We start from the raw sequence: 12,038 nt of genomic DNA, 5'->3' as shown, positions 1-12,038 counted from the left end.
TTTAAATTCTAAACCATGGCGAATTATTTGCTGAATATAATTTAAGCCTCCGTAGAGGCTATTAATTAGATTTAATTTGAGAGTGAAATCTTGGTGGAAAGCTAATTAAATCAGGGCAAAACTAAACACCAATAGTTTTCAATTGATAAAGACCATCAAGAAAAGCCGGAATAAAACTTCCCGGCCCGGTAACTTGCTGAGAGACCACACCACCAACCTGCGACATAATTCGGCACGCTGTCGCAACATGATGCAAGCGATCGCCTTCAAGTGCACAGAACGCCGCCACCACTGCAGACAACGCACAGCCGGTGCCAACTACCCGCGTCATCAGCAGATCACCGCCGGGCACGGCGAAATCACGCTGCCCATCAGTGATGTAATCCACCTCACCGGTCACCGCGACCACCGTCTTAACCTGCTGTGCTAACTGGCGAGCGGCAGGCAATGCAGCCAATGAAGTATCAACGCTATCAACTCCTCGCCCCATGGTTGCCATGCCGCTCAACGCCATAATCTCCGAGGCATTGCCCCGTATAGCCGCCGGTTTGAGTGTCAATAAGTGGTGGGCAAATTCGGTGCGATACGCCAACCCACCGACAGCAACAGGGTCCAGTACCCACGGAGTGGCTGTTTGGTTGGCCGCAGCAATTGCCGCCAACATGGCTTCTGCTCGTGTTCGATGCAAGGTGCCAATATTGATCAACAAGCCATTGGCCATGGCGCTGAATTGCGCCGCCTCTTTAGGCTCTACCACCATCGCCGGAAAAGCCCCCAGTGCCAGTAATACATTGGCGGTGAAGGACTGCACAACCTCATTGGTTAAACAGTGAACCAGCGGCGGTGTGGCATGAAATTGCTGCAAACAGGCCGCTGCCAATGTATCAGGGAATAAATCCGGTGTAATAGAAGGGTCAGAATGAATGGTGTGCACGGTGCCTCCCACCAGTGAACAGAAAGGATATTGCCATCAACCTTATGTCATCGCCCGGGCAGCCGCAATCAGTGCCTGTCCTAGCGCCAGACCACCATCACCCGCCGGAAGGCGCTGTGGCATCAATAGCTGAAAGTCATGCAGTTGCTCGCATAATAGCTCGCGCAGCAGTCGGTTATGCAACACGCCCCCGGAAAAGGCAATGGTATCAATGCCAAAGTCGTGTGCCGCTTGACGGGCTAAGGTGGCAAAGCCCTGCGCCAGCGCGAAGTGGAAAGCATAAGCCCGCTCTGCCGGTGTCGCATCGTAAGCCAACCATTGCTGCCAAAACGTGGCTAAATCCAGCTGATTACCGCGCAGCGGTAGTGTGACGGGGGGAACCGTTCTGGCACTCTGCCATGCCAGCGCTTCCAACTGACAAGCGGCCTCCCCCTCCCAACTGATGGTGTGCGGCACAATATTGAGTGCTGCCGCCACCGCATCAAATAATCGCCCCGTCGATGAAGCCAGTGGCGCATTGATGCCACGCGCAATGGCGCGCGCGAGGATCTCGCCCTGTGGCTGTGGAATGGCAGCAGCTTCAGGTAAGTTTTGCCCTAGTGGAACAAAGCGCTGTAACTGTGCCAACAAGTTGCGCCATGGCTGACGAGAAGCTAAATCCCCGCCGGGCAGAGCCACGGCTGGCAAGCCACCGATATGTTCACAACTCACATAATCTACACGTAAACATTCGCCCCCCCACAACTGGCCCTCTGCACCATATCCCAGCCCATCCAGCGCCAGACCAATTACTGCTCCGCCCTCACGCGGCCAGCCATGTTCTGCCAGACAAGCCGCCAGATGTGCGTGATGATGCAGCACCTCCACGCAAGGAATATTCTGTTGTGCGGCCCAATCTTTACCAAACTGATGGCTGACATACCCGGGATGGGCATCCACCACTACCGACTGTGGGGTGAAATGATAAATATTGCAAAATAGCGCGAGTAACTGCTGCTGTTGCTGCGCAATATCGCTATCAGCCAGATCCCCCAAGTGCTGGCTCAACACCGCATTGCTATCGCGCAACAGACAAAAGGTATTTTTCATGTCTGCCCCCAGCGCCAGAATTGCCGGTTGCTGGCTAAACCCCGGAGGCAGTTCGAAAGCATCGGGCACATAACCTCTGGCGCGGCGCAGCATTTCAGCACCATTGCCAGTGAAGCGCACCAGCGAATCATCAGCTCGCTGCACAATAGCCCTATCGTGCAACAGCCAATAGTCGACTATATCAGTTAGCGCACTCAGGGCTTGCTCATTACTGAGTGCCGGAGGTTTGCCACTGCCATTGCCGGAGGTCATCACCAGTGGGCGCGCAACTTGTTGCAGTAACAAATGTTGTAGCGGATTGGCGGGCAACATCACGCCGATTTCCGGTAACTTTGGTGCAATCGCGCCACTGAGTGGGCTGTTCGGTTGTTTAGCGACTAAAACGATGGGAGCCGCCGAGCTGCGTAATAATCGGAGCAAAGCTTCATTATCGGTGTCCTGCACACAGGTTTTTAACCAACTGGCATCCGGCAACATGACGGCCAGCGGCTTGGAGGGCCGGTGTTTACGTGCACGTAAACGGGCCACTGCGCTACCGTTGGTGGCATCGACCGCCAAATGAAAGCCGCCCACACCTTTGACAGCAACAATCTCGCCGGCCAATAGCGCCGAGGCCGCCTGCTGCACGGCAGTAAAGCCCTGAGCCAAGGTCTGACCGTTCACATCACTCAGCCATAATTGCGGGCCACAATCCGCGCAGGCATTGGGTTGAGCATGAAAACGGCGGTCTGCCGGATGGTCATATTCGGCCTGACAGGCCGCACACAGCGGGAACTTGCCCATCGAGGTATAGGGCCGGTCATAGGGCATGCGGTGGATAATGGTAAAACGCGGGCCGCAATGGGTGCAGTTGATAAAAGGATAACGATAGCGGCGATTGGCGGGGTCATTCATTTCGTGCAGGCAAGCATTGCAGGTTGCAGCATCGGGCACGATTTGGGTGTCCATCTGCCCGGCCCCACTATGATGAATAACAAAATCCAGCGGCGGTTGTGCCCAGTGATAGGGTGCGCTGACGATGCTATCAATCTGTGCCAGCGGCGGGCAATCCAGCGGCAATGCCTGTAAAAAATCCACCACTGCTGGCGATTGCCACAGATGAATGGTCACTCCCGCGCTGTCGTTACTGACATCGCCACACAGGCCAAAACGATGGGCAAGTTGCCAGATATAGGGACGAAAACCAACCCCTTGCACCTTACCTTTTACCCGCAGGCGAAGACCATTTTTATCCACAATGAACTCCTGACCTCACCCAATTCCTGGCCACACTCATCGCCAATCCCCAAGGACGCGGAGGAGGATTAACAGATTCGTGGTAACGGCTCATCAAGAGGTAAATCCAAGCGGCGCGAAACACCAAATGCGCCACATAAACGCACTTGCTTGCTCTCGGTAACATGCCCAATAACTGCGGCGTCCTGGCCTAATGGATGGCGATGCAACTCGGCCAAAACCGCCTGTTGGGCCTCGGGGGAGACCACCAGCACTAACTTACCTTCGTTAGCAAAATTGAGCGCATCCAATCCCAGCAATTCGCAAATCCCGCGCACTGCCGGTTTCAGCGGTAAATCAGTTTCGTTGATTTCCATACCACAACCACTGGCGGCGGCAAATTCATGCAAGATAGCGGTCACTCCGCCCCGTGTGGCATCGCGTAGCGCTCGCACCCCGGCAATGTGGCGCAGTGGGGCAATCAGGGGTGCCAACAGCGCACAATCACTGATTAGTTCAGCTTCCAGACCCAAACCTTCGCGCAGATTCAGAATGGTCGCGCCATGATCACCCAAAGTGCCACTGACAATGATCCGATCACCCGCACGGATCATCGCCGTTCCCCACTGGATATCTGCCGGGATCACACCAATACCGGTGGTATTAATAAAGATCTTATCCGCCGCTCCACGCTGCACCACTTTAGTATCGCCAGTGACTATCTGCATACCCGCCTGCTGCGCGGTAGCGGCCATTGACTGCACAATCCGTTCAAGTGAGGCAATCGGCAGACCTTCTTCCAGAATAAAACCACACGAAAGATAGCGCGGTATCGCCCCACTGACCGCCACATCATTGGCGGTACCGCACACCGCCAATTTGCCAATATCACCGCCGGGGAAAAAAATAGGATCGATGACATAGCTGTCCGTTGATACTGCCAGCCGATCACCGAGCGCAGTAAGATCCGCCAGCGCAATACGCGCCTGATCCTCCCGCTCATTCAGCGCGGGGTTAGAAAATGCCGCCAAAAACAGTGACTCAATCAAGCTTTGCATGGCCCGCCCACCACTGCCGTGGGCTAGGGTGATCTCGTGGTTATTCATTCATTATTGCCTGATTTATTTATATTGGTAGTAAGCGGAGCAAGCTCCCTCAGAGGAAACCATCAGCGCCCCAAATGCATTATCTGGCGTGCACTCGCCACCGAACAACGGGCATTGGTTCGGCTTACAGCGCCCAGTCAGCACATCGCCACAGCGGGATCGCGGGTCATCCGCCACTTTCTGCTGCTGTGGTTTGAAACGCAGTTCGGCATCAAAAGCCTGATACGCCGGGCTAAGTTGCACACCAGAATCGGCGATTTCGCCCAACCCACGCCACTCGCTGCTAGCTTTAACGATAAACACGTCATCCAGTGCTTGCTGTGCCAATAGGTTGCCGCTGTCCGGCACGATGCGCCGGTACTGGTTTTCCACGGCACAGCGCCCACTGACCATCTGCTCCAGTAGCATCACCAACCCTTGTAAAATATCCAGCGGCTCAAAGCCGGTGACCACCAGCGGTTTATTGAATTGATCGCAGATAAAGTGGTATGGCGTGGTGCCGATCACCATGCTGACATGGCCTGGAGCCAGAAAGCCGTCGATCCGCACATCGGGCTGCTGTAGCAGACTGCGCAACGTAGGAATAATGGTGATGTGCTGGCAGAACAGAGTGAAATTGGTCAGCCCAAGCCGCTTGGCTTGTTGTAGCGTTAAGGCACTGGCCGGCATGGTCGTTTCAAAGCCCAAGCCGAAAAATACCACCTCGCGGGAAGGGTTATTCTGTGCCAGCGTCAGGGCATCCAGTGGTGAGTAAACCACGCGAATATCCGCGCCGCGCCGCTTGGCATCCAGCATCGAACCATTACGGCCAGGCACTCGCATGGCGTCGCCATAAGTGCAGAAAATCACCTCTGGGTGAGCGGCAATCTCCAAACAACTGTCGATACGCCCCATCGGCAGAACACAGACCGGGCAGCCTGGCCCATGAACAAACTCCAGCCCATCTGGGAGCAGTTGATCAAGACCAAATTTAAAGATCGCATGAGTATGACCGCCGCACACCTCCATGATCTGCAACGGCAAGCGCTGTTGATCCGGGATCTGCGGCAGTAAGTTTTCGATACGGCTCAACAACGCCGTCACTAATGCCGGATCTCGAAACTCATCAACGTAGCGCATCGCTGGCCCCACTTACGACATCATCCAGATCTAGCCCAACAGCTTGCATATGCGCTAACGCCGCCAGTGTTTGCTGAGCTTCTTCTTCATCAAGCAGACTCATGGCAAACCCAACATGCACCAAAACCCATTGGCCCAACAAGTCCGCCGGACTTTCATCGCACACTAGCGCAATATTGATTTCGCGTTTCACGCCGTTCACTTCCACCCATGCCAATTGGTGGATATCTTCACCTACCGCCACAATCTTGCCGGGTACGCCTAAGCACATCGCTGCGCCTCCAGCCATTCCAGCCACAAGTCCATGCCCTCGCCGCTACTGGCTGACAGAGCAATAACCTGAATATCGGGGTTCACCTGACGGGCATAGGCGATGCACTGCTCAATATCAAAATCCAGATACGGCAACAGATCGATTTTATTGATAATCATCAGGGTGGATGCAGCAAACATATGAGGATATTTCAACGGTTTATCTTCACCCTCAGTAACCGAGAGCACCGCCACTTTGTGGCGTTCGCCCAGATCAAAGCTGGCCGGGCAGACCAAGTTGCCGACGTTTTCGATAAACAGCAGGCTATCATTGGCAAGCCCCAATCGGTGCGCGGCATCGTGCACCATCTGCGCATCCAGATGACAGCCTTTGCCGGTATTAACCTGAATCGCTGGCACGCCGGTAGCGCGAATGCGCTCGGCATCATGGGTAGTTTGCTGATCACCTTCAATCACTGCGCAAGGCACTCGCCCGGCCAGCAACTGTAAAGTCGTGGTCAACAAAGTGGTTTTGCCGGAACCGGGACTGGAAACCAAATTCAGCGCCAAAATATGTTGTTCGACAAAATGCTCACGGTTATGGCTGGCTAACTGATTATTTTTGCTCAGTACATCTTGCTCAATTTGCAGTAAGCGGCGCTGTCCCATGCCCGGCGCGTGGCTACCGGCCTCACCCTGACCATAATGCAGCCCAAGTTTATCGGCATGAACTTGTGGGGCAAAAGGCTCTGCTGCCGGAGCGTCGGTATCCTCAGGTTCGTTACCCGCCATCGGTTCCGGCGCTTTGCCATGATAATGATGATGAACATCACCTTGATGGTAATAATAGTGGTGGTGAACAATGACCGGCTGCGTGCCTTTAGCGACATATTTATTTTTATGTTTATGCTGAATTTTTTGCGGCTGGGCAGCGCTTTCATGATGATCATGGTGATGATGATCGTGGTGGCCGTCATCATGATGATGATGGTGGTCGTGATGATCGTCGTGGTGGTGATCATCATCATGATGATTGTCGTCGCCCTCGATCTTTCTCTCGCCGCTGGCGCAACCACAAGTCGTACACATAGGAATTCACTCCTTCAGGATTATTCCACTTCTATCTGTTTTACCTGCAAATTGCTGCCACTCTCCACTTGCAGAGCATGGCTGCCGCAATGCGGGCACCCGGCATCATGCCGTTCAATAGCAACACTGGTGCTGCACTCCCAGCACCAGGCTTTGGCTGGCTGATAGCTAAGGTGCAATTGGCACCCCGCAGCCAGTGTCTGGCGGCTGGCGCTATCAAAACTAAAACGCAAAGCGCTCTCTTCAATACAAGATAGCGCACCAATCTCCAGCCATACCGCTGTTATCCGTTTGGCACCGTGCAATTGTGCCTGTTTCTCAATCAGCTCCAATGTGCTGAGGCATAAACTGATTTCATGCATGCGGATTCGTCATTTGAGTGACCTTACTAAACAAGGCGCGCCGCCGTGGATTGGCAGGAGCATCTGCATCCACCACCGGCAGTGACAGCGCCATGCGCGCACTCTGTTCTGCCAGTTGCACCGCCTGTTCTGCACCAAGCGCAGTGTCCAGCGGCGACATCAACGAGCGGCTCAAATACTGGCCGCAACCGGCAATCTCGCTAACGGTAAAACCGATGGTGCCGCAAGGTAGCGCCAGCATCAGGCGCTCTCCCACAATACGGCGTTGCCAGCTTTGCTGTGGCCCTGGCAATACCACCAGACTCAGCATCCATGGAGTCAATAACGCGCCAATCCATTGCTGCTCAAATAACTGAAATCCACAGGCGCGCAGGGGAATATGGTCGCGGTAAAATGGCAATTTGCACATTTCATCGGCCGCTATCTGGCTAAACACCTGTTCCAGCAATTCCGTCGGATTTTGTGCATGGCCGGCAATGACATCAGACATGGCTTTCTTCCCGTGCTTTGAGCGTGATTCCGCTGACCTGTAGTGCCGCGATAATCTGTTCCAGCGCCGGTTCGATGGCCTGCGTGACCGTCGGCGTCAGGCCAATCTTCGGTGCCAGCGATTCGGGCACTACCCCCACTAACGTAAGCTGGCGCGGGAACTCGTCGGTCAGTTGCAGCGCCATCAGCACATCGCAGAGCCCCAACTGATGCGGTGACACTTTGCGACTGAACATCGCCGGAATTTCTTTATCCCGCAGCACCACCACGCTACCCGGTGACTGCCCGGTCAATACCGCATCAGCGACAATCAGATGTTCGCGATTTGCCATCGCTTCCATCAACTCCAAACCGGCAGTGCCACCATCCAGCACCTCCACTCCCGCTGGGATGTGAAAGCGCTGTTCCAGCGCCTCGACAATCCGCACCCCGACAGCTTCATCACTGAGTAATAAGTTACCTATACCTAATACCAAAATCCCCATCACAGCACCTTGACTTTGGTCACTTCGTTGCCCGTTGTGTCGACAATATGTACAGCACAGGACATGCACGGGTCGAATGAGTGAATGGTCCGCACCACCTCCAGTGGTTTGGCAGGATCGGCCACCGGCGTCCCGACTAGCGCTTGCTCGTAAGGACCCGGTTCATCGTTATAGTTTCGCGGCCCAGCATTCCAGGTTGATGGCACCACCGCCTGATAATTGGCGATTTTGCCATCTTTGATAACCACCCAGTGCGACAGCATGCCGCGCGGGGCTTCTTCAAAGCCCACGCCACGGATTTCACCTGTCAGGGGAATGTCAGGTTTGATAAAGGTTTCGACATCACCGGTGCCAATATTAGTCACCAGTGCCGTCCATTGCTGGGCCAACGTCTCATGCAGCACACAGCAATGCACCGCACGACCAATAATGCGGCCCAATGTTGATGGCAGTTGTTCAGCGCTAATACTCTGCCCACTTAAGGTGTGGTAAGCCGCACCAATATCACTAAAGTGCTGTTTGGTTGGCCCATGATCTGCCGCTATCCCACACATCAACCAAGCCAGCGGCCCAACTTCCACAGTTTTGCCATAGAATGTCGGCGCTTTTACCCAAGAGTATTTGCCATCTTCCTGCCAGCCAGTGTAGTTCGGGTTAGTTTTCCCTTCCCAAGGGGCCAGCGGTTCATCGTCCTTGTACCAGGCATGCTTACCACTCTCGGCAATCCCTTTGATCAAGTAAGGATCGTTGTGATTAACAATCGGGCGGAAGGTGCCATTTTCCAGATAACCGCCTGGCAGCAGGAAGGTTTCTCCTTTGCGATCGATGGGCAGCTCCGGCACGCTGAGGTAATAATCAGCCCCTTTGCCCAGATTGAGCCAGCCCGGATAATGGGCAGCGATCACCGCGGTATCCACTTTGTAGACTTGCTCGATAAAGCTCCCCAAGCGGTCGATAAAGGACTTCACCAGCATCAGGCGTTCCAGATTCAGCACACTCGGCATATCCAGATTAATCGGGTTGGCAACCCCGCCTACCGCCAGGTTTTGAATATGCGGCGTTTTGCCGCCCAGTACCGCCACAATGCGGTTGGCATCGCGCTGGCACTCAAGCGCTTGCAGGTAATGTGCCACGGCAATCAGATTCACTTCCGGCGGCAATGCCATTGCTGGATGGCCCCAATAACCGTTGGCAAAAATACCTAACTGGCCGCTGGCGACTAAATCCTTGATTTTCTGCTGTACGCGGGCAAACTCCTGCTCACTATTAAGCGGCCAGCTTGACAGCCCTCTTAGCATCTCTGCCGCTTTGCGTGGCGAAGCTTGCAGTGCCGAGGTGACATCCACCCAGTCCAATGCCGATAGCTGATAGAAGTGGACGATATGGTCATGAATACTGTGCGCAGCCAGAATCAGGTTGCGGATATGCTGCGCATTGACTGGCACTTCCATTCCTAATGCATTCTCGACTGCACGCACCGAGGCAATGGCGTGGATGGTGGTGCAGACGCCACAAATGCGCTGCACAATCATCCAAGCATCGCGCGGATCATTACCTTGCAGAATTTCTTCCATGCCACGCCACATGGTGCCGGAGGACCAAGCCTTAATGACTTTGCCGTCCTCAATTTCGCAGTCGATCCGCAGGTGTCCCTCAATTCGGGTGACGGGATCAATGGTGATGCGTTGGCTCATGCTTTACCTCTGTCTGATTATTCTTATGTAACTGCCCGTGAGCAGGAAGCACCGGCAACAGTCGAATCAATAAAATGTAGGCGCAGACCTCAATGGCGACGAAGCCGATGGAGATCAGGATTTCACTGGTGGTTGGGAAATAGTTGTAGCCGCCGCCGGGGCTGAAGGCCAATAGCGAGTAATTCAGCCGCCATAAGGCTCCGCCACCAATCATGCAGAGCGCACCGATAAACAGTAGGCGGCTGTCTTGTCTGGCTTTCGGAATGCGGAAAATCAGCAACGGCAACGCCATCAGGATAATTTCAGCCCAGAAAGCAATGGAATAGCGGTCAAACAGCCACAGATAATCGGTTTTATGGCGCACGATCACCTCACCAAGACGCAGCACAATAAACAGCAGCAGGAATACGTCGATGATGGTGGTCAACCGCGCGAATAGCGGAGCTTCGTTTGCCCCTCGCCCACGCAATCCGGCCTGAACCAATGAGCCTTCAAAGATGACAATAGAGAAGCCAAGAATAGCAGCCGTCAGCAGGGAGAACAGCGGCAACATTTCATAGCTTTGCCATAGCGGGTGAATCTTGGCACCGGCGGCAATCATCAACGATCCCATTGAGGATTGGTGCATGGTGGGTAGCAGCGCACCCAATGCGATGACAAAAAACATCACTTTATTGAGGCGCTTAAGCGACACTTTCCAACCGAGGCGTTCAAATAACGCCGGAGCAAACTCCACCGCCATGACGCCAATATAGATCGTCATACAGACCGCGGTTTCGAACAGCACCGAGTTAACGTTGAAATGCCCGGGGATAAAGAAGTAAGGCAGGTTCCAGTAGCGGCCCACGTCGATGGTTATCGATAAGCCACCCAGTGCATAACCAAACAAACTGGCGAGCAGTGCCGGGCGTACCAGTGGGTGATATTCCCCGCGGTTAAACACATAAACCGCCCAAGCCAATGCCCAGCCACCGCAAGCCAAACCGGTGCCAACCAGCAAGTCGAAGGCAATCCAGATGCCCCACGGGAAGCCGCCATTTAAGTCACTGACCGACCCCAGCCCTAGCACCAAACGTTTGACAATCAATAGCGCACATAACACCACAAAAGGCGCTAACAGCATGACCGGCCAACTGACCAGCCGCCCACCCAGTGGGCTGGATTTATGCATCGTCATCTGGACCTTCCTTTTTATCCGGCGTGCCCGACTCGCCATGATGCTTTTTATCTTCATCATGTTCAGAGTCTTTGCGCTCATCACGCGTATTTCTGTGCACCAATGCCGTCACCCCGGCCAGTACCGCCAGCGGTAGGATCATGCCTTTGTACAACGTGTGCTGGACATGCTCAGAGCGAGCGCCCGTCGCCAGTTCGGCCAATGGTGGTAAATCGAGTTTCTCGGCCGGAATGCCCGCCAGCACCAAAACCTGGGTGCCACCGCCCTCTTTCTCACCATAAACGTGCTTATCATAGTGAGGGACCGGATGCTCATAGGTGTCATTGGCACTGAGAGTCTGACGTGGGAAACGGTAGTTTTCACCCGGCGTTAGCGTCAGCCGCCGTTGAGCTTCTGACAGCAGTTCCTCGCGAGTACCGAATATCACCGCCCCGGTCGGACAGACTTCAACACAGCCGGGTAAACCGCCTTTATCCAAACGCTCAACCCCTTTCTGGTTGCACAATTCACATTTATGAATCTTGCCAAAGGGGTTGTCGTAATCATATTTCGGCACATTGAACGGGCAACCGACCATGCAATAACGGCAACCGGTACAAACATCGGGGTCGTAGTGAACAATGCCGGTTTTGGCATCTTTGCGCAGGGCACTTACCGGGCAGACGGAGACACAATTGGGATCAACGCAATGCATGCACTGCTTTTTGATATAGGCATAGCCATCTTCTAATTGATCTTTATTAACCCCCGCGCCGCTGGTCCATACCTGAATAATATTGTTGGTGAAGGGGCTGAGTTTGTCATTCTCGGACCAAACAGCCTCGCCGCGGGCGTATATCTCGCTATGATTGACCTGCTGGCATTTGCTCACGCAGGCCTGACAACCGACACATAATGTGGAGTCATATAACATCCCCAGCGCACCGGGAATCGGTGGCCGGTTTTGTACCTCAGCTTTGGTGCTGGGCGACAGCCCCGCCAACAGCACACCACCAGAGGCTAATTTGAAAAAGTGACGTCGGTTCAC

The 12,038-nt window shown here is 54.2% G+C and carries 12 protein-coding genes; all 12 read right to left on the bottom strand.

What is annotated here, in order from left to right:
* Nucleotides 1-121: 121 nt before the first annotated feature.
* The gene (gene thiM, locus FTA96_RS17905) at nt 122-934 is read right to left on the bottom strand and encodes a hydroxyethylthiazole kinase (RefSeq protein ID WP_186371237.1); all 813 of its coding nucleotides are present in this window, start codon (nt 932-934) and stop codon (nt 122-124) included.
* A 42-nt stretch (nt 935-976) separates the two neighbouring features.
* On the bottom strand, nt 977-3,259 hold the full coding sequence (hypF, locus tag FTA96_RS17900; RefSeq protein ID WP_145574470.1) for a carbamoyltransferase HypF: 2,283 nt from the start codon (nt 3,257-3,259) through the stop codon (nt 977-979).
* 68 nt (nt 3,260-3,327) lie between these two features.
* A complete protein-coding gene (hypE, locus tag FTA96_RS17895) occupies nt 3,328-4,344 on the bottom strand; it encodes a hydrogenase expression/formation protein HypE (RefSeq protein WP_050108490.1) in 1,017 nt (338 codons plus the stop codon).
* Between the two features lie 15 nt (nt 4,345-4,359).
* Nucleotides 4,360-5,463: a hydrogenase formation protein HypD gene (gene hypD, locus FTA96_RS17890; protein ID WP_050108493.1), complete on the bottom strand. Its 1,104-nt coding sequence runs from the start codon at nt 5,461-5,463 to the stop codon at nt 4,360-4,362.
* Nucleotides 5,450-5,734 carry a hydrogenase maturation factor HybG gene (hybG, locus tag FTA96_RS17885; RefSeq protein ID WP_050108495.1) on the bottom strand — a complete coding sequence of 95 codons (285 nt, stop codon included), beginning with the start codon at nt 5,732-5,734 and terminating at the stop codon, nt 5,450-5,452. The genes hypD and hybG overlap by 14 nt, the downstream gene beginning before the upstream one ends.
* The gene (hypB, locus tag FTA96_RS17880) at nt 5,725-6,804 is read right to left on the bottom strand and encodes a hydrogenase nickel incorporation protein HypB (protein ID WP_145574468.1); all 1,080 of its coding nucleotides are present in this window, start codon (nt 6,802-6,804) and stop codon (nt 5,725-5,727) included. The genes hybG and hypB overlap by 10 nt, the downstream gene beginning before the upstream one ends.
* 20 nt (nt 6,805-6,824) lie before the next feature.
* On the bottom strand, nt 6,825-7,166 hold the full coding sequence (gene hypA, locus FTA96_RS17875; protein ID WP_050123545.1) for a hydrogenase maturation nickel metallochaperone HypA: 342 nt from the start codon (nt 7,164-7,166) through the stop codon (nt 6,825-6,827).
* Nucleotides 7,159-7,656 carry a hydrogenase-2 assembly chaperone gene (hybE, locus tag FTA96_RS17870; RefSeq protein WP_050108499.1) on the bottom strand — a complete coding sequence of 166 codons (498 nt, stop codon included), beginning with the start codon at nt 7,654-7,656 and terminating at the stop codon, nt 7,159-7,161. The genes hypA and hybE overlap by 8 nt, the downstream gene beginning before the upstream one ends.
* Nucleotides 7,649-8,140, bottom strand: a complete 492-nt coding sequence (locus FTA96_RS17865; protein WP_050108501.1) for a HyaD/HybD family hydrogenase maturation endopeptidase — start codon at nt 8,138-8,140, stop codon at nt 7,649-7,651. The genes hybE and FTA96_RS17865 overlap by 8 nt, the downstream gene beginning before the upstream one ends.
* The gene (gene hybC / locus FTA96_RS17860) at nt 8,140-9,834 is read right to left on the bottom strand and encodes a hydrogenase 2 large subunit (protein WP_050123542.1); all 1,695 of its coding nucleotides are present in this window, start codon (nt 9,832-9,834) and stop codon (nt 8,140-8,142) included. The genes FTA96_RS17865 and hybC overlap by 1 nt, the downstream gene beginning before the upstream one ends.
* Nucleotides 9,812-11,011: a Ni/Fe-hydrogenase cytochrome b subunit gene (hybB, locus tag FTA96_RS17855; RefSeq protein WP_186372893.1), complete on the bottom strand. Its 1,200-nt coding sequence runs from the start codon at nt 11,009-11,011 to the stop codon at nt 9,812-9,814. The genes hybC and hybB overlap by 23 nt, the downstream gene beginning before the upstream one ends.
* A complete protein-coding gene (gene hybA / locus FTA96_RS17850; protein WP_050318079.1) occupies nt 10,998-12,038 on the bottom strand; it encodes a hydrogenase 2 operon protein HybA in 1,041 nt (346 codons plus the stop codon). The genes hybB and hybA overlap by 14 nt, the downstream gene beginning before the upstream one ends.

It is taken from the genome of Yersinia alsatica, assembly GCF_902170305.1.
Classification (GTDB): domain Bacteria; phylum Pseudomonadota; class Gammaproteobacteria; order Enterobacterales; family Enterobacteriaceae; genus Yersinia; species Yersinia alsatica.
The sequence above is the reverse complement of the archived record's forward strand: the minus strand, read 5'-3'. Positions and strand labels throughout refer to the sequence as shown.